The organism is Kitasatospora sp. CMC57 (assembly GCF_045866025.2).
Classification (GTDB): Bacteria; Actinomycetota; Actinomycetes; order Streptomycetales; family Streptomycetaceae; genus Kitasatospora.
Genome location: NZ_AP035881.2, coordinates 6,355,891 through 6,380,562 on the forward strand (window position 1 = coordinate 6,355,891; position 24,672 = coordinate 6,380,562).

21 protein-coding genes and 3 pseudogenes are annotated in these 24,672 nt (G+C 71.8%); 15 read left to right on the top strand and 9 right to left on the bottom strand.

Features of this window, described 5'->3' with window-relative positions; all coding sequences use genetic code 11:
* Window positions 1-318 precede the first annotated feature (318 nt).
* Genes ACKUU6_RS28580 through ACKUU6_RS28590 form a run of 3 tightly spaced genes read left to right on the top strand, consistent with a single transcriptional unit; the run spans window position 319 to window position 2,569 of the window.
* Window positions 319-666: an ArsR/SmtB family transcription factor gene (locus tag ACKUU6_RS28580; RefSeq protein WP_407991451.1), complete on the top strand. Its 348-nt coding sequence runs from the start codon at window positions 319-321 to the stop codon at window positions 664-666.
* Window positions 663-2,441 (top strand): SulP family inorganic anion transporter, encoded by a 1,779-nt coding sequence (locus ACKUU6_RS28585; protein ID WP_407991452.1) that lies wholly within the window; start codon window positions 663-665, stop codon window positions 2,439-2,441. Before ACKUU6_RS28580 ends, ACKUU6_RS28585 begins: the two co-directional genes overlap by 4 nt.
* Window positions 2,438-2,569, top strand: coding sequence for a DUF6126 family protein (locus tag ACKUU6_RS28590; protein WP_407991453.1), 132 nt, complete (start codon window positions 2,438-2,440; stop codon window positions 2,567-2,569). Before ACKUU6_RS28585 ends, ACKUU6_RS28590 begins: the two co-directional genes overlap by 4 nt.
* A gap of 155 nt (window positions 2,570-2,724) precedes the next feature.
* Here ACKUU6_RS28590 and ACKUU6_RS28595 read toward each other — a convergent pair.
* Window positions 2,725-2,844, bottom strand: a pseudogene (locus ACKUU6_RS28595) (universal stress protein); the annotation flags it as partial.
* A 32-nt stretch (window positions 2,845-2,876) separates the two neighbouring features.
* Here ACKUU6_RS28595 and ACKUU6_RS28600 point away from each other — a divergent pair.
* The 3 genes and pseudogenes from ACKUU6_RS28600 to ACKUU6_RS28610 form a co-directional block, all read left to right on the top strand.
* A pseudogene (locus ACKUU6_RS28600) lies at window positions 2,877-3,050 on the top strand (pyridoxamine 5'-phosphate oxidase family protein); the annotation flags it as partial.
* Between the two features lie 748 nt (window positions 3,051-3,798).
* Window positions 3,799-4,497: a response regulator gene (locus ACKUU6_RS28605; protein ID WP_407991454.1), complete on the top strand. Its 699-nt coding sequence runs from the start codon at window positions 3,799-3,801 to the stop codon at window positions 4,495-4,497.
* Window positions 4,498-4,630: 133 nt separating this feature from the next.
* Entirely contained in the window at window positions 4,631-5,023 is a 393-nt protein-coding gene (locus ACKUU6_RS28610) for a pyridoxamine 5'-phosphate oxidase family protein (RefSeq protein WP_407991455.1), read from the top strand.
* Between the two features lie 13 nt (window positions 5,024-5,036).
* Here ACKUU6_RS28610 and ACKUU6_RS28615 read toward each other — a convergent pair whose 3' ends face one another.
* Both ACKUU6_RS28615 and ACKUU6_RS28620 read right to left on the bottom strand, forming a co-directional pair.
* Window positions 5,037-6,749, bottom strand: a complete 1,713-nt coding sequence (locus ACKUU6_RS28615) for a GAF domain-containing protein (protein ID WP_407991456.1) — start codon at window positions 6,747-6,749, stop codon at window positions 5,037-5,039.
* A gap of 58 nt (window positions 6,750-6,807) precedes the next feature.
* Window positions 6,808-7,470, bottom strand: a complete 663-nt coding sequence (locus ACKUU6_RS28620; protein WP_407991457.1) for a hypothetical protein — start codon at window positions 7,468-7,470, stop codon at window positions 6,808-6,810.
* A 287-nt stretch (window positions 7,471-7,757) separates the two neighbouring features.
* Between ACKUU6_RS28620 and ACKUU6_RS28625 the strand changes: the two genes are divergently transcribed.
* The 5 genes from ACKUU6_RS28625 to pflA all read left to right on the top strand — a co-directional run bounded on the left by ACKUU6_RS28625 (window position 7,758) and on the right by pflA (window position 15,576).
* Complete coding sequence (locus tag ACKUU6_RS28625; protein WP_407991458.1) at window positions 7,758-8,363, top strand: hypothetical protein; 606 nt, start codon at window positions 7,758-7,760, stop codon at window positions 8,361-8,363.
* Window positions 8,364-8,686: 323 nt separating this feature from the next.
* Window positions 8,687-9,523, top strand: coding sequence for a universal stress protein (locus ACKUU6_RS28630; RefSeq protein WP_407991459.1), 837 nt, complete (start codon window positions 8,687-8,689; stop codon window positions 9,521-9,523).
* Window positions 9,524-9,729: 206 nt separating this feature from the next.
* Window positions 9,730-12,393, top strand: a complete 2,664-nt coding sequence (gene adhE, locus ACKUU6_RS28635) for a bifunctional acetaldehyde-CoA/alcohol dehydrogenase (protein ID WP_407991460.1) — start codon at window positions 9,730-9,732, stop codon at window positions 12,391-12,393.
* 31 nt (window positions 12,394-12,424) lie between these two features.
* On the top strand, window positions 12,425-14,689 hold the full coding sequence (gene pflB, locus ACKUU6_RS28640) for a formate C-acetyltransferase (protein WP_407991461.1): 2,265 nt from the start codon (window positions 12,425-12,427) through the stop codon (window positions 14,687-14,689).
* A 77-nt stretch (window positions 14,690-14,766) separates the two neighbouring features.
* Window positions 14,767-15,576, top strand: coding sequence for a pyruvate formate-lyase-activating protein (gene pflA / locus ACKUU6_RS28645; RefSeq protein ID WP_407991462.1), 810 nt, complete (start codon window positions 14,767-14,769; stop codon window positions 15,574-15,576).
* A 158-nt stretch (window positions 15,577-15,734) separates the two neighbouring features.
* On the opposite strand, the pseudogene ACKUU6_RS28650 reads toward pflA, so the two are convergent.
* Window positions 15,735-15,920, bottom strand: a pseudogene (locus ACKUU6_RS28650) (hypothetical protein); the annotation flags it as partial.
* Window positions 15,921-16,175: 255 nt separating this feature from the next.
* Here ACKUU6_RS28650 and ACKUU6_RS28655 point away from each other — a divergent pair.
* Window positions 16,176-16,874 carry a CBS domain-containing protein gene (locus tag ACKUU6_RS28655; protein ID WP_407991463.1) on the top strand — a complete coding sequence of 233 codons (699 nt, stop codon included), beginning with the start codon at window positions 16,176-16,178 and terminating at the stop codon, window positions 16,872-16,874.
* 204 nt (window positions 16,875-17,078) lie between these two features.
* Here the strand turns inward: ACKUU6_RS28655 and ACKUU6_RS28660 are convergent, their stop codons facing one another.
* Genes ACKUU6_RS28660 through ACKUU6_RS28670 form a run of 3 tightly spaced genes read right to left on the bottom strand, consistent with a single transcriptional unit; the run spans window position 17,079 to window position 19,755 of the window.
* The gene (locus ACKUU6_RS28660; protein WP_407992267.1) at window positions 17,079-17,864 is read right to left on the bottom strand and encodes an FAD:protein FMN transferase; all 786 of its coding nucleotides are present in this window, start codon (window positions 17,862-17,864) and stop codon (window positions 17,079-17,081) included.
* A gap of 41 nt (window positions 17,865-17,905) precedes the next feature.
* Entirely contained in the window at window positions 17,906-18,379 is a 474-nt protein-coding gene (locus tag ACKUU6_RS28665; protein ID WP_407991464.1) for an FMN-binding protein, read from the bottom strand.
* An 11-nt stretch (window positions 18,380-18,390) separates the two neighbouring features.
* The gene (locus ACKUU6_RS28670) at window positions 18,391-19,755 is read right to left on the bottom strand and encodes a ferric reductase-like transmembrane domain-containing protein (protein WP_407991465.1); all 1,365 of its coding nucleotides are present in this window, start codon (window positions 19,753-19,755) and stop codon (window positions 18,391-18,393) included.
* Between the two features lie 268 nt (window positions 19,756-20,023).
* Here ACKUU6_RS28670 and ACKUU6_RS28675 point away from each other — a divergent pair, with 268 nt between their 5' ends.
* The 3 genes from ACKUU6_RS28675 (at window position 20,024) to ACKUU6_RS28685 (ending at window position 24,041) form a co-directional block, all read left to right on the top strand.
* The gene (locus ACKUU6_RS28675) at window positions 20,024-20,698 is read left to right on the top strand and encodes a response regulator transcription factor (RefSeq protein WP_407991466.1); all 675 of its coding nucleotides are present in this window, start codon (window positions 20,024-20,026) and stop codon (window positions 20,696-20,698) included.
* 11 nt (window positions 20,699-20,709) lie between these two features.
* Window positions 20,710-22,164, top strand: coding sequence for a sensor histidine kinase (locus tag ACKUU6_RS28680; RefSeq protein ID WP_407991467.1), 1,455 nt, complete (start codon window positions 20,710-20,712; stop codon window positions 22,162-22,164).
* Between the two features lie 158 nt (window positions 22,165-22,322).
* Window positions 22,323-24,041, top strand: a complete 1,719-nt coding sequence (locus ACKUU6_RS28685) for a GAF domain-containing protein (protein WP_407991468.1) — start codon at window positions 22,323-22,325, stop codon at window positions 24,039-24,041.
* 83 nt (window positions 24,042-24,124) lie between these two features.
* Here the strand turns inward: ACKUU6_RS28685 and ACKUU6_RS28690 are convergent, their stop codons facing one another.
* Together ACKUU6_RS28690 and ACKUU6_RS28695 are read right to left on the bottom strand one after the other, a co-directional pair.
* Window positions 24,125-24,274 (bottom strand): hypothetical protein, encoded by a 150-nt coding sequence (locus tag ACKUU6_RS28690; RefSeq protein WP_407991469.1) that lies wholly within the window; start codon window positions 24,272-24,274, stop codon window positions 24,125-24,127.
* A 21-nt stretch (window positions 24,275-24,295) separates the two neighbouring features.
* Window positions 24,296-24,577 (bottom strand): SHOCT domain-containing protein, encoded by a 282-nt coding sequence (locus ACKUU6_RS28695; RefSeq protein ID WP_407991470.1) that lies wholly within the window; start codon window positions 24,575-24,577, stop codon window positions 24,296-24,298.
* Window positions 24,578-24,672: the final 95 nt, after the last annotated feature.

The following is a 24,672-nucleotide window of genomic DNA, read 5'->3' on the forward strand; positions in this document are numbered from 1 at the left end:
CCGGGCAAGTTTACCCCGTGGGGTATCCCTGTGCGGGTGCCTGGATGGCCCCTCGGGGTGGGCCGGTGCCGTACTGTGCTGGTTCTGGGCCCGGGGTGCCATCCGGCGCACTGCCACCGCGCATTTCGCTCCCGGTGCCGGAGTCGGCCACTACTTGAAGAAGTCTTCACATTCATAGATGCTTGTTCCAGAAAGTAGAGTCGACGGCGGGGCGGTAGAGCAGGCGTATGCGGGCCGGGTGGCCGGGCTGTCGCGGATGGCGGCCCGTCATGGCGTGCGGATGCCGCACGTCGCGGAGGAAGAGGAAGGCGAGAGCTGATGGCGGTCCCGCTGTACCAGGCGAAGGCGGAGTTCTTCCGCACGCTCGGTCATCCGGCCCGAATCCGGGTACTGGAAATCCTGCAGGACGGTCCGCGCCCGGTGCGCGACCTGCTGGCGGAAATCGAGATCGAGCCCTCCAGTCTGTCCCAGCAGCTCGCGGTCCTGCGGCGTACCCAGTTGGTGACGGCCACCCGCGAGGGCAATACGGTCGTCTATGCCCTGAGTACGCCCGATGTGGCGGAGCTGTTGCGGGCCGCGCGCCGGATCCTCACCGAGATGATCACCGATCAGGGCGAGCTGCTGGCCGAGCTGCGCAGCGCGGGCGCCGGGGCGAAGAGCGCATGAGCACTCCGGGACGGGCCGCCCTGGTGGTTCGGGGGTGGGGGCGAGTGCGGGCCGTGCTGCCGGACCGTCAGGTGCTGGCCTCGATGGGCCGTTCTCCCCGCAGGGACCTGCTGGCCGGGCTGACCGTGGCGATCGTGGCGCTGCCGTTGGCGCTCGGCTTCGGAGTGGCTTCCGGTGCGGGGGCCGAAGCGGGGCTGGCCACGGCGGTGGTGGCAGGTGCGCTGGCCGCGATATTCGGCGGCTCCAACTTCCAGGTGAGCGGGCCGACCGGAGCGATGACGGTGGTGCTGGTGCCGATCGTTCACCGGCACGGCGCTGCCGGGGTGCTGACGGTGGGTCTGCTGGCAGGGGTCCTGCTGATCGCGCTGGCGATCGCGAGGGCGGGGCGCTTCATGGCGTATGTGCCTGCTCCAGTGGTGGAAGGCTTCACACTCGGCATCGCGGGAGTGATCGGCCTGCAGCAGGTCCCTGCTGCCCTCGGGGTAACGCCCGGCAGGGCGGAGAGCGTGGTGGTCACCGCGTTCGAGGCGGTGGCCGATTTCGTCAGCCATCCGAACGTAGCCGCGCTCGCGCTCGCGGCCGGGGTGGCGGTGGTGATGCTGGCGGGTGCCCGGCTGCGGCCGGGGGCTCCGTTCTCTCTGCTCGCGGTGGTCGGCGCGACACTGGTCGCTACCTTCGCCGACCTGGACGTGGCGACGATCGGGCACCTGCCCGCCGGGCTCCCCGCGCCGTCACTGGGGTTCCTGGACCTGGGAGCTGTTCCGCAGTTGGTCACGGCGGCGCTGGCCGTGGCGGCGCTTGCCGCGCTGGAGTCGCTGATGTCGGCGACCGCCGCCGACGCGATGAGCGTGGCGGAGCGGCACGACAGCGACCGCGAACTGTTCGGCCAGGGCCTGGCCAACCTGGTCGCCCCGCTGTTCGGTGGCGTGGCGGCCACCGGTGCGATCGCCCGTACCGCCGTCAACGTCCGCTCCGGGGCGGCCTCCCGGCTGGCCGCGCTGGTGCACGCCGCGGTGCTGGCGGTGGTGGTCTTCGCTGCCGCCCCGCTCGTGTCGGGGATCCCGCTCGCCGCGCTGGCCGGGGTACTGATCGCCACTGCCGTCCGGATGGTCGAGGTAGCGTCCCTGCGCGCGCTGGCCCGCAGCGGACGCGGCGAGGCAGCCGTACTCGCGCTGACCGCAGGCGCCACACTCGCCTTCGACCTGGTCACCGCCGTCATCGTCGGACTGGTCGTGGCAGGCGTACTGGCACTGCGTCAGATCGCACGCGCCTCCGGCCTCCAGCAGGTCCCGCTGTACGAGGGTTTGGCATCCGCCGACCACCACGAGGAGGAACAGGCGCTGCTCGCCGAGCACATCGCCGCGTACCGGATCGACGGCCCGCTGTTCTTCGCCGCCGCCCACCGCTTCCTGCTCCAGCTCGCCGAGACCACCATCGTCAAGGTCGTCATCCTGCGTCTGTCGCGCGTCACCGCCATCGACGCCACCGGTGCCCTGATCCTGCGCGACGCGATCGACAAACTGCGCCGCCGCCACGTCCAGGTCCTGGTCTCCGGTGTGCGTGATGAGCACCTCCAGACCCTGGACGCCCTCGGCGTACTCAATGAACTGCGCGACCAGGGCAGGGTGTTCGCCAACACGCCGGAGGCCATCGCCTACGCCCGCAAGCAACTCCAGTCGGCCGGCGTGCTGGACCTCGCGCCTGGAAGGAAAGCTCTTGCGTTTCCCTTCCGGGCTCAGGGTCACGCCGACCCGGACGAGGAGCACCGACCATGAGTGACGCGGTCCGTAACGAGAAGGCCAAACGCAAGGCGATGCTTGTCCGCGCTTCGATCTACGTCGCTGGTACCCACCTGTTCGCCGGGTTCGTGATCCTGCTCTTCGCCCTCGGCAACCGCCACTGACCACGGTGACACGTTGCCCGTTGCCAGGGCCGGGCGGCCCTCGACGGCATGCTCGGTGCCCCTGCGGCCGGTCCGTCCTGGACAGCACTGCCGCGGTCTGCCCAACTCCCGGCGAGACACCGACGGTCCGTGGCAGCGTCCGGTCGGTGCGTGCGGGGGACGGTGACGACGGGGCAGTGGGCCCGGTGGAGCAGACCGTGGGGTACGGAGCCGAGGCGCATGCCGGTGGACCTGCCCCTGCCCCGTAGCCCGACGACGGGCGACAGCGCGTGTTCGGGGTCTCCGTCGGCTCACCGAGGACGAGTGCTGGGACCGGATCGGGGCCCGTGGCATCGGCCGCATCGCCTTGCCGACCGAGCCCAGCCCCACCGTGCTCCCGGTCAACCACCTCACCCATGCACGGACCCTCGTCTACCGCACCGACCCACGAGCCGCCCGCACCCGGCATGGCGGTGAGCTGTCAGGCTGGGTGACAATCTGAGCTCCCGGTGAAAGACCTACCTGAACACCGCGTCCGGTGACTCGAGCAAGTCGACGGTCATGGACGCCACTGTGGTCGCGGGCCAGTCCGGCAGACGGTAAGCGGTCGATTCGACCACCACAGTGGGCCTGGCCGCGCCGATGCGCGAGCATCGCGTCCACGTCGGCCTTCGCCGCCGGCACCCGCAGGGACGCGGTGCCGTTGACGGTCGCTCAGAGTCGGCCTTCGCCGCAGGGACCCGGTGCCGTTGACGGTCGCTCAGATCACGGTGCCCCGGTGTGCTGGGTGCCCGGCATCGGCTCGCCGGTGACCATGGACTCATCGACTGCCGAAGATGCCGACAGCACCTCGCCGTCCACCGGACTTTCCAGCCCGCCCGCCCCCTTCCCTCCACTGTCTCCCGGCGCACTCCTGGGAGGAGGGGCCCGATGGGCGGTGACCAGGGACCGACGAACCCCTACCGGCCCCGCTGCGGCGCGGCGGGACGGACCGGGAGGCAGAGCCGGGGGGTGATCGCGATGGTGTACCGGCACGGCGGCGGCAGCCGACCGACGCCTATCGTGAGGGCACCGTCGTCAGGGCCGTTCCGAGCGCCCGCCCCGCCGGATGGATCAGGAGACGCAGGTCCCGGCGGCACCGGACGAAAGAAAGGGCCATCCGGCCCTAGGGGAGAGTCGGCACATCCGGGAAACTACCTGAGGCTTCATTCCTCCCGCTGTGGCAGCGGCCCCAGAGTTCGGAGATGTTCATGGCGGACAGCGCAGCACGGCAGCGGAGCGCCCCGATCAAGGTGTTCCTCCTCGATGACCACGAAGTCGTCCGGCGAGGGGTGCACGACCTGTTGGACGCCGAGCCCGACCTCACGGTGGTCGGCGAGGCGGGCACGGTCGAGCAGGCACTCGCCCGTGTCCCGGCGCTCCGCCCCGACGTCGCCGTGCTGGACATGCGGCTGCCCGACGGAGACGGAGTGACGGTCTGTCGGGAGCTCCGGTCGAAGATGCCCGAGCTGGCCTGCCTAATGCTCACCTCCTTCGACGACGAGGAGGCGCTGCTGGACTCCATCATGGCCGGTGCCGCCGGGTACGTCCTGAAGCAGATCAGCGGCACCGACCTGGTCTCCGCCGTGCGCACGGTGGCCTCCGGGCAGTCCATGCTCGACGCCGGCGCGACCACCAGGCTGATGGCCCGGCTGCGCGGCGACGCCGCTCCGCAGGCCCCGGCCTTCCCCCAGCTCACCGAGCGGGAGCAGGAGATCCTGACGCTGATCGGCGAAGGGCTGACGAACCGGCAGATCGGGCAGCGGCTCTACCTCGCCGAGAAGACCGTCAAGAACCACATCTCCCGGCTGCTCGCCAAGCTCGGCGTCGAGCGCCGTGTCCAGGCCGCGGTCATCGCGACCCAGACGCTGGCCGCCCACGAGCTCGCCGCGAGCCGTCGCGGCCGATAGCCCCGCGCTCCCGGACACCTGGGCCGCCCGTCCGGCGACGGGACCGGAAGTACCGCCGAGAGGGCCACCCGGCCCGGGCGTGAGGACCATGGGCCCCTCCCGTCGGGACGGGCCGGGGACGAGGATCGATGTCATGACACCCGACCACACCACGCTGGACGAGCGGCAGTGCCAGCGGCTGTTGGCCGCGCGGTCGCTGGGTCGCGTCGTCTACACCGTCGGCGCTCTGCCGGCCGTCCTGCCGGTCCGCTACCGCCTGGCCGGCGACGGCAGCGTGCTGCTCCGCGCTGCGGCCGGTTCCGAGCTGGTTCGCGCGATCTCCGGAGCGCTGGTCGCCTTCGAGGTGAGCGAGGTCGACGAGGCGGACGGCAGCGGCTGGACCGTGACCGTCCTCGGCCGGGCCGACGTGGTCGAAGATCTCGCCCACCCCGGCTCCGCCGAGCCCACGGGCCTGGTGTCCGTCCGCATCCGGAACGAACTGGTGGCCGGCCGTACCCTGCCCGCCGCCGACGTCCGGGTGGAGTGACACCGCTCCTGGGTCAACGACCGAGCGGTACGGACCACACCAAGCTGGTGCCGCCGTCCGCCGGGCCCGTCAACTCCATCGCGCCGCCCAGACCTTCGGCCCGCTCGGCGAGGTTGCGCAACCCGCTGCGCCGCCCCTGCTCGGGCACGCCGACGCCGTCGTCCCGCACCGTCAGCACGACCTCCTTGCCGGTCGCCTGCAGCACCACCTCGACCCGCGCGGCCTGCGCGTGCCGGGCCGCGTTGCTGAGCGCCTCACCCAGGACCGCGAGCACGTGGTCGGCGACCTCGCCCGGTACGTCGGTGTCGAGCAGCCCCTCCATGCTCAGCCTCGGTGCGAAGCCGAGGGCCGCCTGAGCCTCCTCCACCACCCGCACCACGCGCGCCCGCAGTCCCTGTGAAGCGCCCTCGTCCCGGGCCCGCAGCCCGAAGATCGTCGAGCGGATGATCTTGATGGTCTCGTCCAGGTCGCCCACGGCCCGAAGCACCCGGTCCGAGGCGCCGGAGTGGTCGATGAACCGGGCCGCGCTCTGCAGCGTCATCCCGGTGGCGAAGAGCCGCTGGATCGCCAGGTCGTGCAGATCGCGCGCGATCCGGTCCCGGTCCTCCAGCATCGCCAGCTGCTCCGCGTCACGACGCCGTGCCGCCAGTTCCAGCCCCAGGGCCGCCTGGTCGGCGAACCCGAGCAGCGGACTGATCTCCCGCTCGGTGAACTCCGCCTCTCCCGCCGACCTGGCCAGCAGCAGCACCGCGTCGATGTGCCCCGCCGTCCGTCCGAGCGGGACCGCCACGGCGGGGCCCAGGCCCTCCGAGCGCCGTGGATCGGCCGGCAGCCGCGCATCGTGGGCCAGGTCGGAGGTGGTCGCCGGGGAGCCCTGCGCACAGGCGGTTCCCGACAGGGTGCCCTGCGCCGGCACGACCATGTTCTGCCGGGCGTGCGCGTTGCCGCCGAGCGCCAGTTCCAGGCGGAGCCTCTCGCCGCCCTCCTCCGGGACCACGACATCGGCCAGCTCCGCGCCGGTGATCTCCCGGGCCCGCTGCGCGATCAGCTCCACCACCTGCTCACGCGAGCTGCCCGAGAGGAGGCTGCGGGTGATCTCCGCGCTCGCAGCCAGCCAGCGCTGCTGATGCTGCGCCTCCTCGTACAGGCGGGCGTTGTCGATGGCCACGCCGGCGGCGACCGCGAGCGTCGCGATCACCGACTCGTCGTCGGCGTCGAAGTCCTCGCCGCCGCGCTTGTCGGTCAGGTAGAGGTTGCCGAACACCTCCTCGCGGACCCGCACGGGCACGCCGAGGAAGGTCCGCATCGGCGGGTGGTTGGCGGGGAATCCGTACGAGGCGGTGTGCGAGGAGAGGTCGCCGAGCCGCAGCGCCTCCGGGTGGTGGATCAGCTGACCCAGCAGGCCCTTGCCGGTCGGGTGGGGCCCGATCGCGGTGATCTCCTGCTCGGACATGCCCACGGTGAGGAACTGCGAGAGGGTCTTCCCGTCCTGGCCGATCACTCCCAGAGCGGCGTAGCGGGCGTCCACCAGCACGGCGGCCGCCTCGACGATCCGACGCAGCGCCTGGGTCAGGTCGAGTTCCCGGCCGACCGAGAGCACCGCCTCCAGAAGACTGTGGACCCGGTCCCGGGTCCCACGGGCGGCGTCGATCCGGGCCTGCAGTTCCTCGAGCAGCTCGTCCAGTCTGAGGTGCGGAATCCGCGACCGTGTCTCGTCCCCACCCATGCGCGTCCTCCTCGTTCCGACCCCCAGCTGGTCGATTCTCGCAGACCGATACGGCCTTTCAGCGGTTCCGGGGGTCGGTGGTGCCCGGCTTGCGGGCGGCTCGGCCGGTCCAGAGCGGTTCCAGCCGCTCCCAGGACCGCTGCCAGGAGCGGTCCGCCCGGCGATCGAGGGTGCGCAGGCGCAGGCCGAGGCCGGTGGCCACCAGAACGGAGAGGCAGCCGAGTGTGAACAGACCGATGCAGATCGCGTCGGCGGTCGTGTCCGCCCCGGTGGGCGGCGGGACGGCGAGGGTGCCGGCGTCGTCCACCCAGACGGGGGTGGTGGAGCCGGCCGTGGCCCGGCCGGGCAGGGAGACGGTCGCCGTGTGGGGCTGTCCGGACGGGTACGTCCAGGCCGCCTGTGCCTGGTACGAAGGCGGTGCGAACGAGTGTGGCGCGGAGACCCCACGGACCGGGCCGAGCAGTACGGCCTCGACGTGGTGCAGGCGGCTGAGCGTTGCCGTGGAGTGGTGCTGGGCGAGCCTGAGGTCGGCCAGAGCGGTGCCGGTGCCGAGCAGCACCGACAGCGCAACACCGAGGACGGCGGCGAGCAGCGCGCGGCTGCGGGCACGGTCCAGCGGACGGCTCAGCGGGTTCCGCTCGACCCCGACGGCTCGCCTCAGGTGCCGGTGCCACGGTCGGATCGGGGTTGCGGCCCGGGCCGGAACGGGTGCGGTGGACATGGTCGTACTCCTTCGGTGCTGCCGAGTGGGCTGGCGGGCTGCCCGACCACTCTCCGGGCGGCCGCCCTGGTGCGCCCAGGGACCGACAGGACCGCCGGGGTGGGCCGGAGGTCCCTGCCCCCGTCCGCCCCAGGCACTCTGAGGCCGCGTCAGGCGATTCGGCAGGTGGCGGGACCCTCGGGCCTCCGGTCGGGACGGGCGGCGTCCGCAGGAGGGACGGAGGTCCCTGTCACGGGGCGGTGCGGTGGGCCGGCGCCGACTAGCTCTATACCGACGTCTGGGTCTCGATGGGCGAGCCCGCCGAGACCTGGCACGAGCGGATCGCCCAGTTGCTGCCCGACGGCCCTGCCCACCGACGCGTGGTCCCCTCCCCGCCACCGCTGGCCTTCCTCGAGACGCGCGCGATCGGCGAACCACTGCGCGGGGGAGCCGTGGTGATCTGCGCCGGCGGCGGTGGTGTGCCCGTGGTCCGCCACGCCGACACCGGCCGGGTGCGCGGAGTGGAGGCCGTCGTCGACAAGGACCTCGCCGCCGTCCTGCTCGCCGAACAGCTCGGCGCCGACGCCCTGTTGATCCTCACCGACGTCACCCATTTCTTCACGGACTTCGGTGCCGCCCACCCGGCCCCGCTGGTGTGGGCCGCCCCCGGGCAGCTGCGCGCGCTCGACCTGTCGGAGGGCTCGATGCGGCCCAAGGCGCGGGCCGCAGCCGCCTGCGCCGAACGCACGGGCGGCCTGGCCGCGATCGGCCCGCTCGACGACGCCCTGGGGACTTTGAGCGGCACCACCGGCACCACCGTCGTCACCACCCCGAGGGCCGGCCGTCCGGGCCCCCTGGCGCCGCAGCCGGGACCTTCGGCCCTCGGCGCGCAGGCCGCCCGCACGACAGTCTGAAGCGGACGGGAGAGGGCGTCTGACGAACCGTCCGAGGTACGCGGGTCGCGCTCCCGGTCCGTCGTGGGGGCGGGCCGGATCGACATGGAGCCGGGAGTGGCGTGGGGCCGCTCCCGGCTCCGCTCGTTCCCCGCCGTCAGATGGCGCGCCTGCGCTGGTCGGCAGGCAGCCTCTGGCACCCCGCCGGAAGTCGGGCGGGGGTGCCCGAAGGTCCCGGACAGGAGCGGAGGGTCTGGCCCGGTCGGCCCTGTGTGGGGCACGACCGCGCTGTGACGCTGGGTGGCAGGCGCGGTCCCGCGCCCCCGAGGAGGGAGTTGACGATCATGTGCCTTCCCGTCACCGTCGGAGTCGACGGCTCCCCGGCGAGCCTGGCCGCAGCCGACTGGGCCGCCTCGGAGGCGGCACTGCGCGATCGCCCGCTGCGCATCCTGCACGCGGTGCCTCTCATGCCGCACCTGCTGCCGAGCCGACTCAGGCAGGGGCGTGCCGCCGTCCTGGATGGTACGAGCGTGCTCCACGAGGCCGAGCATGCCGTGGCCGTGCGGCATCCGCAGGTGTGTGCGCACACCGAGGAGATCCACGACCTGGCCACCGTCGCTCTGGTGGCGGCAGCCGAGGACGCCGAACTGCTGGTCCTGGCGGCGCGCGGCGACGGCGGCTTCCACGGCCTGCGGGTCGGCTCCACCACGCTGCGGGTCGCCCCCCGGGCGAGCTGCCCGACCGTGGTGGTGCCGAGTGTGGCGGCGGGCCCCGCGCCGCGCGAGGAGGTCGTGGTCGGCCTGCACAGCCGCCGACCCGGCGCGGCTGCTCTCGACTTCGCGTTCGATGCCGCGCGGCGCTACCGCCTGCCCCTGCGCGTCCTGCACGCCTTCCCGCCCGAGCTGACGGCACCGGCTGACCGGCGTGCGGAACTGCGCCGCAGTGAGAGCGAGTTTGCCAGAACGCTGTTGGCCCGCTGGACGGCGTCCTACCCCGAGGTGCGGGTGACCGTCGAGGCCGAACCGGCGGCGGCAGGGAGCCTGCTCGTGGAAGCCTCGCAGAAGGCCCGGCTGCTCGTCCTCGGGCGGCGGCCCTGGGACTCCGGCGGCGGGCTCGGGCCCGTCGCGCACGCCCTGCTGCACCACACCGGCTGCCCGCTGGTCCTGGTGCCCGAAACCTGACGACGGCACCGGTCCGTCACCGGACCGACGGCCCCGGGCCTGCGGTGGGACCACCCGCTCGACCGCACCCGGGACCTTGGTCCCGCGACAGTGCCCCAACCGCCGCTCCCCTGAGACCAGTTGACAGGGAAGGCTCGGAGACGTGCCGGACCGCGCGACAGCCGCAGGCGGCCGACCCATGACGACGACCCGGAAGGTGATCCCAGATGCCCCGCCGCCAGAACTCCCACGAACAGGCCCCAGCGCCACAGGCAGCGCCGACCGAGCAGCCGGACAGCGCCCCGGGTGCGGTCGACGCCCTGGTGGCCGGGGCCCTGACGGCCCTCGCGGAGTACGCCTCCTTCACCCAGGAGCAGGTCGACCACATCGTCAGGAAGGCCTCGCTGGCCGCGCTCGCCCAGCACACCGGGCTCGCGGCGCTGGCGGTCGAGGAGACCGGGCGCGGGGTCTTCGAGGACAAGGCCGTGAAGAACGTGTTCGCCTGCGAGAACGTCACCCACGTGATGGGCCGGACGAAGACGGTCGGGGTGGTGCACCGGGACGAGATCGACGGGATCGTGGAGATCGCCGAGCCGGTCGGCGTCGTCGCCGGCATCACGCCGGTGACCAACCCCACCTCCACCACTATCTTCAAGTGCCTGCTGGCCCTGAAGACCCGCAACCCGATCGTCCTCGCCTTCCACCCCGCCGCGCAGCGCTGCTCGGCCGAGGCGGCCCGGATCGTACGGGACGCGGCGGTCGCGGCCGGTGCCCCGGCCCAGTGCATCCAGTGGATCGACCGGCCGTCCATGGCCGCCACCGGCGCGCTGATGAACCACCCGGACGTGGCCACCATCCTGGCCACCGGCGGCAACGCGATGGTCAGGGCCGCGTACTCCTGCGGCAAGCCCGCGCTCGGGGTCGGCGCAGGCAACGTGCCTGCCTACGTCGAGCGGAGCGCGGACCTGCGCCGCGCCGTCAACGACATCGTGCTGTCCAAGTCCTTCGACAACGGCATGATCTGCGCCTCCGAGCAGGCCGTCATCCTCGACGCCGAGATCCACGACGCGGCGATCGCGGAGTTCCGCCGGCTCAAGGCGCACCTCGCCACGGCGGAGGAGAAGGCGCTGCTGGAGCGTCACCTGTTCGGCACGGGTGACGGCGCCTCGTGCGCCCTCGACCGGCTGAACGCGGCCGTGGTCGGCCGGTCCGCGGCGCTGATCGCGCAGGCGGCCGGGTTCACCGTGCCCGCCGACACCTCGATCATCCTGGTCGAGGCCGAGCTGGTCGGTCCCGCCGAGCCGCTGACCCGGGAGAAACTCTGCCCCGTGCTGACGGTGCTGCGCGCCGCCGACCGGGCCGAGGGTGTCCGACTGGCCCAGCAGATGGTCGAGTTCAACGGGCTCGGCCACTCGGCCGCGGTGCACACCGAGGACGCGGCGTTCGTCGAGGAGTTCGGCCACGCGGTCAAGGCCTGCCGGATCATCTGGAACGCGCCCAGCTCGCAGGGCGGCATCGGCGACGTCTACAACGCCTTCACCCCGTCGCTCACGCTCGGCTGCGGCAGCTACGGCCACAACTCGGTGTCCGGCAACGTCTCGGCGCTCAACCTCCTCAACATCAAGCGGATCGGGCGGCGCAACACCAACATGCAGTGGTTCAAGGTCCCGCCGAAGATCTACTTCGAGCGGAACTCGGTCAAGTACCTGGCCAGCATGCCGAACGCGCACAGGATTGTCGTCGTCACGGACCGGACCATGGTGGAGATCGGTCACCTGGAGCGGATCCGGGGCATCCTGGACCGCCGCCGTGAGCCGGTGGAGGTGCGGGTGGTCGACTTCGTCGAGCCGAACCCGAGCATCGACACCGTCCGCAAGGGCGCCGAGCTGATGCGCGGCTTCCAGCCGGACACCATCATCGCGCTCGGCGGGGGTTCGCCGATGGACGCGGCCAAGGTGATGTGGCTGATGTACGAGCACCCGGAGGTCGACTTCGCCGACCTCAAGGAGAAGTTCTTCGACATCCGCAAGCGCGCCTTCACCTTCCCCGACCTGGGGGAGAAGGCCACGTTGGTCTGCATCCCGACCACTTCGGGCACCGGCTCGGAGGTCACCCCGTTCGCGGTGATCACCGATTCGGAGAGCGGCCAGAAGTACCCCCTGGCGGACTACGCGCTCACCCCGAGCGTCGCCATCTGCGACCCGGCACTCACCACCCACCTGCCGAAGGGCGTCACCGCCGACACCGGCTTCGACGCGCTGACGCACTGCATCGAGACCTACGTCTCGGTCTACGCCAACGACTTCACCGACGGACTCGCACTCCAGGGCGTCAGGCTCGTCTTCGAGTACCTGGAGCGGGCCGTCACCGACGGCCCGACCGACCCGGTGGCCCGGGAGAAGCTGCACAACGCCGGGACCATCGCCGGCATGGCCTTCGGCTCCGCCTTCCTCGGCGTGGTGCACGCGATGGCGCACACCCTCGGCGCTACCTTCCACGTCGCCCACGGCCGCACCAACGCGATCCTGCTGCCGCACGCGATCCGCTACAACGGCTCGTCCCCGGCCAAGGTCACCGGCTGGCCCAGGTACGGCAGTTACGTGGCGCCGGAGCGCTACCAGCAGATCGCGAGGACGCTCGGCCTGCCTGCAGACACCCCGGAGCAGGGCGTCGAGTCGCTGGCCCGTGCGGTCGAGCAGCTGCGCGACCGGGCAGGCATCCCGCGGTCGTTCAAGGACGCAGGAGTCGACGAGGCCGCCTTCCTGGCGGCCCTGCCGGAGCAGGCGATGAACGCCTACGAGGACCAGTGCGCCCCGGCCAACCCGCGCATGCCGATGCTCGCCGACATGCAGTGGCTGATGCGTCAGGCCTACTACGGCGACCAGGCCTGACCCCACCTACCGCACGACGGGAGCACACGACATGACCACGCAGCAGCACGAACGGATCCTGGACGCCTGGGACGGATTCCACGCCGGCCGGTGGCGCCACACCGTCGACGTACGGGACTTCATCCAGCGCAACTACACCCCCTACGAGGGCGAAGGTTCCTTCCTGGTCGGCCCGACCGGGCGCACCACCGCGGTGTGGCGGCAGATCACCGACCTCTTCCCCGAGGAGCGCCGCAAGGGCGTGTACGACGTCGCCCACGATGTCCCCTCCTCCATCACCGCGCACGCGCCCGGCTACATCGACCGGGACCGCGAGCTGATCGTCGGTCTGCAGACCGACGCCCCGCTGAAGCGCGCGATCATGCCCAACGGCGGCTGGCGGATGGTCGAGGGCGCGTTGAAGACCTACGGCTACCCGGTCGACCCCAAGCTGGCGAAGGTCTTCACCGAGTACCGCAAGACCCACAACGCCGCCGTCTTCGACGCCTACACGCCCGAGATCCTGGCCGCCCGAAAGGCCGGAATCGTCACCGGACTGCCCGACGCCTACGGTCGCGGCCGCATCATCGGCGACTACCGGCGGGTCGCCCTCTACGGCGTGGACCGGCTGATCGCGGTCAAGCGGGCGGAGAAGGCGGAGCTGGACGCACTGCCGCACGACCCCGCCCGGCTGGAGGAGGTGATCCGCGGGCGCGAGGAACTCGCCGAACAGATCCGCGCGTTGAGCGAGCTCAAGGAGATGGCCGCCGGGTACGGCCACGACATCTCCGATCCGGCCGGGAGTGCGCGGGAGGCGGTCCAGTGGCTCTACTTCGCCTACCTGGCGGCCGTGAAGGAGCAGAACGGTGCGGCGATGTCGCTGGGCCGGACCTCCACCTTCCTCGATGTCTACCTCCAACGTGACCTGCTGGCAGGAGAACTGACCGAGCAACAGGCACAGGAGCTGATCGACGACTTCGTGATCAAGCTCCGGATCGTGCGGTTCCTCCGCACGCCCGAGTACGACGAGCTGTTCTCCGGCGACCCGACCTGGGTGACCGAGTCGATCGGCGGCATCGGGCAGGACGGGCGGCCGCTGGTCACCCGTACCTCCTTCCGCTTCCTGCAGACGCTCTACAACCTGGGGCCCGCGCCGGAGCCGAACCTGACCGTCTTCTGGTCTCCGCAACTGCCGCAGGGATTCAAGGAGTTCTGCGCCAAGGTGTCGATCGACACCTCCAGCGTGCAGTACGAGTCGGACGAGCTGATGCGCCCGCGGTTCGGTGACGACACCGCGATCGCCTGCTGCGTCTCGGCGATGCCGGTCGGCAAACAGATGCAGTTCTTCGGCGCCCGGGTCAACCTCGCCAAGACCCTGCTCTACGCCGTCAACGGTGGCCGCGACGAGAAGTCCGGAGTGCAGGTCGGCCCCGAAACCGGCCCGATCGCCGGCGCCGTCCTCGACTACGACGAGCTGCTCGCCAAGCTCGACCAGCAGATGGACTGGCTGGCCGAGACCTACGTGCACGCCCTCGACGTCATCCACTACATGCACGACAAGTACGCCTACGAGCGCATCGAGATGGCCCTGCACGACCGCGACGTCCGGCGCACCATGGCCTGTGGCATCGCTGGGCTCGCGGTGGCCGCCGACTCGCTGTCGGCCGTCAAGTACGCCACGGTCAGGCCGATCCGGGACGAGACCGGCCTGGTGACGGACTACGAGATCGAGGGCGAGTACCCGGCCTACGGCAACAACGACGACCGGGCGGATGCGATCGCCGTACGGCTGGTCGAGCAGTTCATGGCGAAGGTGCGCAAGTACCCGACCTACCGGAACGCCGAGCACACCCAGTCGGTGCTGACCATCACCTCCAACGTGGTCTACGGCAGGAAGACCGGCAACACGCCGGACGGCCGCCGGGCGGGTGAGCCGTTCTCCCCGGGCGCCAACCCGATGAACGGCCGCGACCGCCACGGCTACGTCACCAGCGCCTTGTCGGTCGCCAAACTGCCCTACCGGGAGGCCGAGGACGGGATCTCGCTGACCAACACCGTCACACCGGACGCACTCGGTCGCAGCCCCGAGGAGCGGGTGAGGAACCTGGCCGGCGTGCTGGACGGCTACACGGCACTCGGCGGCTTCCACATGAACGTCAACGTGCTCGACCGCGCCACCCTGCTCGACGCCATGGAGCACCCCGAGAAGTACCCGCAGCTGACCATCCGGGTCAGCGGCTACGCCGTCAACTTCGTCCGCCTCACCCGCGAGCAGCAGCTCGACGTGGTCAACCGGACCTTCCACGACGCACTGTAGCTCTCCCACCACCCCGACCAGGTGCCGGCGCCGTCCTCGACCAGAGGCGCCGGCACCGCACTCTTTTGGAGCCCGACATGAGCACACCCGCCTGGTCCGAGGTCCCCCCGCCCGGCCCGCTCGCGGTCACCCCGGCGGCAGCCGTCACCGGTCGGCCGGTCGCCGGGATGCTGCACTCCTGGGATCTGTCCACCGGTGTCGACGGCCCCGGAACCCGCTTCGTCACCTTTCTGTCCGGCTGCCCGCTGCGCTGCCTCTACTGCCACAACCCGGACACCTGGCGCCTGCGCGACGGCCGCCGCGCCGACGCCGACGAGATCGTCCAGGAAGCCGCCAAGTACGTGCGGTTCATCCACACCAGTGGCGGCGGCGCCACCATCAGCGGGGGCGAGCCCTTGCTCCAACCCGCCTTCAGCGGAGAGCTGTTCCACCGCTTCAAGCACGAACTGGGCCTGCACACCGCCCTGGACACCTCCGGCTACCTCGGAACCCGGGCGAGTGACGCGCTGCTCGCCGACGTCGACCTGGTCCTGCTCGACATCAAGTCCTGGGACCCGCGGCTCCACCGGCAGGTGACCGGCCGGGACCTGGCCCCCACCCTCGACTTCGCGCGCCGCCTCGCCGGCCTCGGCAAGGAGGTCTGGGTACGGTTCGTCCTGGTACCAGGACTGACCGACCCGGCCGAGAACGTCGAGGGCGTCGCCGCCTTCGCTGCCTCGCTCGGCAACGTCACCCGGGTCGATGTGCTGCCCTTCCACACCCTGGGCGCCGCCAAGTGGCGGGCGATGGGACTGGAGTTCACCCTCGCCGCCACGCCCGGAACGACGGCCGAGCAGGCCGCTGCTGCCCGTGCGGCCTTTGCCGCGCAGGGCCTGCCTGTGTTCTGAGCAGCGGCTCCGGAGGCGGCCGGCGGTACGTGTCCCGGAGGCCGCCTGGCCCGGTCCGGGCTTCGCCTTCCGTCAGGCCGTCCGGTGGCCGGGCATGCGGCGGTCGGCCGTGCTGGGGTGCGCGGCCGACCGGGGCGGAGCTGGTGGGGGAGCGGCGGTCAGCGAAGCCAGGAGTGGTCGCGGACGACCGGCAGGGCGGCCCAACGGCGGCCCAGCCCCCAGGTGTTGCCGGCTCCGGTGGCGGCCAGCGCGATCAGGTGCAGGGCGTAGACGAGGTGGTAGTCGGCGGCCGGGTTGTTGGAACCGCTGGCCGCGCCGTTGGCGAGGTGCTGGGCGGGCGGCCATAGGTCCCGGGGCACGGGGACCCCACGGCCCTTCGCCGTTCCGACGACGCGGGCCAGGCTGGGAGCACCCGACGGACCGGGGAGGCAGGCATGAGCACGGAGACAACTGCGGTCAACGACCGGGAACTTGACCGGCAGAGCAGGATCGTGGTCGGTGTAGACGGTTCACGTCCTCGCACGCACCCTGCCCGGTGGTCGTCGTCCGCCACTGCCAGACCAACTGACCGCTACCACTTGAGAGAAGAGAGTCTGATGATGCATCACCGGATCGTGGGAGAGCTGATGACCCGGGCCGTCGTGTCGGTGCGGCCCGACACGGGATTCAAGGACATCGCCCGCCTGCTGGCCGAACACGACATCACTTCCGTCCCGGTCCTGGACGCCGAGGACCGCCCGCTGGGTCTGGTCTCCGAGGCCGACCTGCTCCTCTCCGAGGCCGCACAGGAGGACCCGGCCGGCCTGCTTCTCACCCCGCGCCTCAACGCCGCAGCCCAGGCCAAGAGCAGGGCCACCACCGCCGAGGGTCTGATGACCCGCCCGGCCGTCTGCGCCCGCCCGGAGTGGACGGCGGTGGAGGCGGCCCGGCTGATGGACCGCAAGCACCTCAAGCGGCTGCCCGTGGTCGACGAGGCCGGCCGGCTGGTCGGGGTCGTCAGCCGCAGCGACCTGCTGCGCCTCTTCCTCCGCCGGGACCAGGCGATCAGGGAGGAGCTCCGCGGAGAGGTCCTGGACCGGACCCTGGGCCTCGCGCCCACGGCCGTCTCCGTCGAGGTCACCGAAGGCAAGGTCACCCTGGCCGGCACCGTCGAACACCGCAGCCTGCTGGCGGTCGTCGAACGGCTCTGCCGAGCGGTGGACGGCGTGATCGCGGTGACCAGCACCATCGACTACCGGATCGACGACACCTCAGCGGGTCGGAAACAGGGTCCGGCCGACCGCGATCAGATCCGCTGAGAACGCGCGAGTGCACAGTTCTCAACCGACCTGGTAAGCCTGCGGCTCAGGGTAGGAACCCCGGACCTCCCGAGTGCGACAGGACATCGTGGACTGTCGCGGATGCGGGTTCCGGGCGGCAGGTCGTCCCCAGGTGATCGGCGTACCCCGACGCACCCGTACGAGGGCCGACCGGGCCGGCGAGAACGTGGGTAGAGGTGATGGTCAGCGCGCCGGCCCAAGGGCCCGGGCAAGCCCGGGCGCGGCGTGCAGCGTCCAGTTGGCCGGTCCGGTGGGCGGGTGGTGCCGGGCAAGACCACCTGTCCACCGGTGGAAGCCGTCCGGCAGGATGGCGAGCGCCTCCACTCCGGGTTGTCGCTCGGCCCAGGCCAGCCCCCGTTCAGGGCCCATCGCGTACACGGCGGTGGCCCATGCGTCGGTGCGCGCCAGACCGGTGCCGGCCTCGCCGACCAGGGTCAGCGAGGCGAATGTGACGGCCGGGCGGCCGGTGAACGGGTCAATGACGTGAGCACCCCGCTCGGCCGTGCCCGAGGTCGCCACGGCGAGGTCGGTGCCCGAGAGTACGGCCGCGAGCGTGCCTGGCAGTAGTGGGTGGGCCACACCGATCCGCCAGGGCCCGCCCGCTGTCTGAACGTCACCTCCCCCGCTCACACAGTGCACACGGGAGCCTGCCGCGCACAGGATGCGGCATGTTTCCTCGACCGCCCAGCCTTTGACCCACCCGCTCGGGTCGAGCCGTCCGGAGGGGCGTTCCGTGAACCAGCCGTCGGTCTGTTGAGCGACCTCCCGGCACCGGGCCAGCACTTCGGCCACGTCCGGGTGGCAACCTTCGACGGTGGTTACGCCGCGTTCGAGGCGGCTGATGTCACTGTCCTCCCGGTAGGTCGAGAAGACCGCGTCAAGCTCGTGCAGCCGGGCCTGGACCTGCTCCACCGCTGCCCCGGTACGCGGGCCGGGGTCGCGCACGGTGAGGGAGAAGACGGTCCCCATCACGTGCTCGGCATGGCGGAGAGGTCCCTCCGGCACGGGGCTCACCGGCCCGCCCTGTCGAGAGCGCTCTGCAGCGAGCGGATGTACCCGTTGCTGGTGTAGGTCGCCCCCGAGACGACGTCGACGCCGGCGCTCTGCGCGGCGATCGCCTCCCGGTTGAGGACCGGCAGCGCGTAGCTGTTGATCTCTCTGTCGCGGCGGTCCTCCGTGGGGTACTGGATCACGTCCACGGCGGTGATCTTCGCCCCGTCGAAGGTGACCTTCACCTGCACCGGTCCGTACCGGGTGTCGACGGCGCTGCCGGTGACCGAGCGGGCCGGGGCCGCACTGCCCGGCGACCCTGGTGCGGTGGCCGACGGGCGGGGGGACGGTGTCTCTGCGGTAGGGCCCGCAGACATATCGGTGTCGCCATGCGAACTGATCACTGCGGCGGGGGAACTGTCGTGCGGCTTCAGCGACAGCAACAGGATGACCCCGGCGGCAGTGGCGGTGCTGGTGACGACGGCTCGGCGCATGACGGGGCTCCTCAGAAGGCGAACGACTCGCGATGAATACGGTCGGGCCGCACACCGGCGGCCCGCAGTGCTCGGACTGCCTCTTCGGCCATCTGCTCCGGGCCGCACAGGTAGACCTCGTGGTCGACCAGGTCCGGAACCAACCGGCGCAGGGCCCCGCCGAGATCCCCGACCTCGGCGCGGGAGCCGGTCAACGCGTGCACACGTCCGCCACGCCGCGCTGCCACCGCCGCCAGCTCGGCCGTGAAGAGCAGGTCCTCGGGTCCACGGGCACGCTGCACCAGGGTCACCTCACCCGGCAGCGTCTCGAACAGGGCCCGCAGCGGGGTGACTCCGACACCTGCGCCCAGCAGCAGCACCTTGTGCTTACGGTGCAACCGTGCGGTGAACGCGCCGTAGGGCCCTTCGGCACGCACCCTGGTGCCCGACGGCAGTCCGGCCACCGCGCTGCTGTGCGCTCCGAGGTCCTTCACCGTGAAGCGTAGGAAGTCCCGGTGCGGCGGTGCCGACAGCGAGTACGGATTGGCCGCCCAGCGGAGTCCGGGGGCCTGGAACTGCAGCCGGAAGAACTGACCCGGCTCGGCTCGCAGCTCGCTCAGGCGGTTTCCGGTCAGGAACACCGAGACCACGCCCGGACCCTCCGGCCGGACCTCAGCCACCCGCAACCGGTGCCTCCGGTCGTGCAGCCAGGGAACGGCCAGCCGGTACCAGCCGAGCACCGCCGCAGTGCCGACGTACAGCCCGCACCAGGCGAAACGGGCCGGCCCGTCGCCGAGATCCGCCCCCGTGGCCAGCTGGTGGCCGAAGGCCAGGGCCACCGCCAGGTAGGTCGCCAGGTGCAGGTAGTACCACACCTCGTAAGACATCCGGCGGCGGGCGGCACGGGCGGAGACCGCACCGGTGCCGAGCATCAGCAGGGTGCCGAGCGACGCTTTGATCATCTCGGGGTAGTGGAAAACAATGTCCACCCCTTCCTTGAGCAGCCCGTGACCGCCGGTCAGCGCGTAGCCCCAGACGACCGTCAGCACGTGCACGGCGGTCAGCGAGACCAGGTAGCGGCCGCCGAAGGCGTGCCAGCGGGCCATGCGGTCCGCGCCGACCTCTCGCTCGAGGACCGGTATCCGGGCCATCAGCAGTAGCAGGACCGGCGCTGCGTACCCGGCCAGCAGGCCGGTGATCCGGCCCGCGCCGGTCAGCCAGCCGGCCGCGCCTGTCACCGAGCCGGTACCGCGCCACCAGATGGCCAGGACCCCCAGCCCACCGAGTGCGACCGCGCCCAGCACGACGGCCGGCACGGTGGCAACCGGGAAGCGGCGTGGTACGCGGTGCGCGTGCCGACTGCCGGCGGGAGCGCGCTGCGGTACTGCGGCGGCCATCACGGACCTCCTTCCGACCTCGGCCGGCACGGTGCCGCCAAGGAGGCCAACCATGCCACCGGAACCTCTCAGTTCCCTCTGAGTCCAGGTCCCTCGACGAGCCGCAAGAATCCCCTCCGCCGCAGGTCAACGTGGTGTCCGCCCAGGGCATCGGGGCGACGGATCTCACCACTTTCTCATCGCCGACGGTCACAATGAGACCTGCCGTCCTGAACCAGTACCCGGGAGCACAGTGGAGCCCAGCGCGCAGCCGACCTGGCGGATCCTCGTGGTCGACGACGAACCCGACCTCGTCGATGTCGTCTGCGGCGCCCTGGCCTACGAAGGCTGGCAGACCCGGGGCGCCACCCGCGGTCGGGAAGCCGTCGAGATCGCGGCTGCCTGGAAACCGCATGCCGTGGTGCTCGACTTGATGCTGCCGGACCTCGACGGCATGGAAGTTCTCGCCCTCCTCCACCAGGAGCGGCCCGAGGTGCGCGTACTCTTCCTGACCGCCCGGGACGCCGTGGAGGACCGGATCGCGGGCATCGCCGCAGGCGGCGACGACTACGTCACCAAGCCGTTCAGCCTGGCCGAAGTGGTCGTCCGATTGCGCAGCCTGCTGCGCCGAACCGAACGGCGGGCCTTGACCGGTCCGCCCGAGCACGCCCTGGTCCTCGGCGACCTGGTCCTCGACGAGCAGGCCCGCGAGGTGACCCGCGGCGGCGACCCCGTGGAGCTCAGCCCCACCGAGTACGCGTTGCTCTGCCATCTGATGCGTCACCCGCGCCAAGTGCTGAGCAAGGCGCAACTACTGGATGCCGTCTGGTCGTACGACTTCGGCGGGCAGGCACACGTCGTCGAGCTCTACATCAGCTATCTGCGCAAGAAACTGGACGCCGGACGGCCACCGATGATTCACACCGTCCGTGGGGCCGGCTACCTGATCAAGGCCGTACCGTGATCCGCCCGTCCGTGCCCGCTTCCCGACTCGTTCCGCGGACCTTGCGGGCCCGTCTGGTCGCGGGGCTGCTCGCGCTGCTCGTGCTGGCCTTCGGCGGAGTGGGGCTGGCAACGACCGGGGCACTGCGGCACTTCCTGGTGGACCGGCTCGACCAGCAGCTGGCCGACGCCGGCGGACGGTACGCGGCGAGCTTGGAGCACGGAGCTCCGGCCGGCGACGCCGACACCAGAGCCCAGGCACCCGGCACCTTCGGGGCCCGTTTGCTGTCCGGGCAGGTCACCGCTGCAGGCGTGGTCGACGGCGACGCCGACGACGCCCACCAGCCCGGCGACGACGACACGGTGACGCTCACTGCGGCCGAACAGCGAACGATGACACAGCTGCCGGTGGACGGCGCAGCCAACAGCGCCAGGATCAGCGCTCTCGGCGACTACCGGCTGCGCGCCGTCTCCGGCCGCGACGGCGATGTCCTGGTGACCGGGCTTCCCCTCCACCCGGTCAATGAGACCACCGAGCGCCTGATCAGCCTGGAGCTGACGGTATTCGCCGTAGCCCTGGTCGCTGTCGGCGTTGCGGGCACGTTCTGGGTGCGCTGGTCGCTCCGACCGTTGGAGCGGGTGGCGACCACGGCCGAACTGGTCAGCGAGCTGCCGTTGGACAGTGGCGCGGTCGCCCTGTCGCAACGCGTCCCCGATGACGACCCGCGCACCGAGGTAGGCCGAGTCGGCGCCTCACTGAACCGGATGCTCGGCCACGTCGACGCCGCGCTGAACCGCCGTCACGAGATCGAGGAACGGCTGCGCGCGTTCGCCGCAGACGCCAGCCATGAGCTGCGCACGCCGGTGGCGACGGTGCGAGGCCATGCCGAGCTGGCGCTGCGCCACCCGGGCCCGGTTCCCGAGCCCGTGCACCACTCGTTGGAGCGGATCGAGGCGGAGGCCCGGCGGATGGGCGCGATCGTCGAGGACCTGCTGTTGCTCGCCCGTCTCGACGCCGGTCGCCCGCTTGCCGAAGAGGCGGTTGACCTGACCAGGATCGCCCTGGACGCCGTTGCGGATGCCCATGCCACCGGGCCCGAGCACAGTTGGCGCCTCGACCTGCCCACAGAGCCTGTGGTCGTCCGCGGGGACGCCGACAGGCTGCGCCAGGTGATCGCCAACCTGCTCACGAACGCCCGGTCGCACACCCCATCCGGCACTGAGGTGACATTGCGGCTCGAGGCGGCCGAGCACTCGGTACGGCTGGAGGTCATGGACACCGGGCCCGGCATTCCGCCCGAGCTGCTGGGGCGGGTGTTCGAGCGCTTCGTCCGCGGGGACCGTGCCCGCTCGCGCTCCACCGGCTCCACCGGCCTCGGGCTGGCGATCGTGCGGGCCGTGGTCGCCGCGCACGGCGGCGAGGTCGAGGTCGCCAGTGGCGCGGACGGGACCGTCTTCACCGTCTGCCTGCCGCAGCGCCACCGGTAGTAGGCCAGGTTTGGCCACTCGCACGGCTGGCGGGGGCCGGTGGATCTGGCCTTGGGCCGGTCGGCCCTGTCGGCCACCATGAGCCGGGCGGCACAGTGCTGTGCCGCATAGGCTGGGAGGGAGGCTCGCGGACCGCCGCGAGTGCCCTGGAGGAACCGGTGGGCGACGTCCCAGGAACAGACCGGGCGCCGCTGCCGCAGCTGCGCCTGGACGAGCTGCTGGACGAGCTGCAGGCCCGCCTGGACGCGGCGAGGGGGACCAGGGACCGGGTGCACAGCCTGCTGGAGGCGGTGCTCGCGGTGGGCCGGGACCTGGAGCTGGCGCAGGCGCTACGGCACATCGTAGAGGCGGCGGTGACTCTGGTGGACGCCGAGTACGGCGCGCTGGGGGTGATCGGGGACGACCAGCGGCTCTCGCAGTTCATCCCGGTCGGGCTGACGGAGCAGCAGATCGAGCGGATCGGTCCGTTGCCGGCGGGCCACGGCCTGCTGGGTGAGTTGATCCGTCACCCGGTACCGCTGCGGCTGGGGAACATCGCCGACCATCCGGCCTCGTACGGGTTCCCGGCCGGTCATCCGCCCATGCGCAGCTTTCTCGGGGTGCCGATCCGGGTACGGGACAAGGTGTTCGGGAACCTGTACCTGACCGAGAAGCGGGGCGGCGGCGAGTTCGACCCGGAGGACGAGTCGGTGCTGGCCACCCTCGCCGTGGCGGCCGGGGTGGCGATCGACAACGCCCGGCTCTACGCCCAGGCCCGGCTGCGGGAACGGTGGCTGGCGGCGGGCGCCGAGGTGACGCGGAGTCTGCTGTCGGGCAGTTCCGAGCAGGAGGTCCTGGACCTGTTGGTGGCCCGTGCGGCCGAGGCGGCGGGCGCGGACCTGGCGATGGTCGCAGCGCCGGTGGCGGGTGCCGACGAGCTGGAGGTGCGGATCGCGGTCGGACTGGGTGAACACCGGCATCGGGGCCTGGTGGTGCCCTCGGAGGGTTCGTTCGCCGGGGCCGCGGCCCGCTCCGGTGAGCTGGTGGTCAGCTCTGACGTCACCAAGGATCCGCGGATCACCGCCGGGCCGCCCCGCTGGCAGGGTCTCGGGCCGGCGGTGGCGGTGCCGATCGGCACGCCGGAGCACGGTCTCCGGGGTGTGCTGATGCTCGCGCGGGCGGCGGGTGCGCCGCTGTTCGAGGCGGACGAGTCAGGCCCGCTGGTGGGCTTCGCCGGGCAGGCGGCGGTGGCGATGGAGCTGGCGGAACGGCGACGGGACGTCGAGCAGTTGGCGATGCTGGAGGAGCGCGACCGGATCGCCAGGGACCTGCACGACCTGGCCATCCAGCGGCTGTTCGCCACCGGGATGACCCTGCAGGGAGCGACCAGGTTCATCGAGCACCCGGAGGCCGTCGACCGGGTGCTGCGGGCGATCGACGACCTGGACGAGACGTCGAAGACGATCCGGGCCACCATCTTCGGCCTGCGGGCCAGGGAGGCGGGGCCGGCCGCGCGAGGGCTACGGGCGAGGGTGGTCGTGGCGGTCGAGCAGGCGGCGCACGTCCTGGGGTTCGCTCCGGGACTGCGGATGACCGGCCTGCTCGATGTGACGGTCCCCGCGCAGGTCACCGGTGAGGTGCTCGCGGTGCTGGAGGAAGCGCTGTCCAACGCCGCCCGGCACGCTGCGGCGACTGCGGTGGAGGTGACGGTGGCCGCCACGGGGAAGGAACTCATCCTCACCGTGACGGACAACGGATGTGGTCTGCCCGCGGACGGGCGGCGCAGTGGTCTGGCCAACCTGGCCGACCGGGCCACTGCGCTCGGTGGGAGCTTCGAGGCCCGGGCGCTCGACGTGGGGGGCACCGAGCTGGTCTGGCGGGTACTACTGCCCGGGTGAGACGTGTCAGTCGCCGGACTCCAGCACGTCGGTGACCGGGAGCCGGGGCGTGGGGGAGTCTTCCGGCCCGTATCCGAGCCGGATCAGTTCCGCGGCGGACGAACGACCTCGAGGGTCCAGGACTCGGGCCGCAGTCGGAAGCGCCAGGGCTGGCTGCTTTGGAGGGACGGCACGGCCACGGCGGCGGATTCCAGCTTCTCCGGCGCGGCGGCGTCGAGCGCGATGGCGGACATGACGGCCTCTCAGGGGTGAGGTCAGCCGGAGTCCGGCCGGCGTCCCTGGCGCTGGGTCTCCAGGCGGTGACGGTACTCGTCGGTGTCGATCTCGCCCCTGGCGTACCGCTCGGCGAGCACCTGCTCCGGGTCCGGCGCAGCCGTCGGTGGGGGCCAGGAGCCGGGGCGCTGCTGGGGCAGGCGGTCCAGGTGCCGGAACAGGGCGAGGCCGCACACGATGAGGAGAGCCAGGACGAGCAGCAGGCCGACGGTCATCAGGCCGAAGCCCCAGCCGTTCATGCCGTGGTGGTTCCAGTACCTCATCGGGGCCTCCGGGGTCGGGCTGGTGCTCTCACTGTCAGTGTGCGCCCGCTCCGCCCGGGGCAGCTTGGGCCGGTTGGCACCGATCCCGGGGCCGA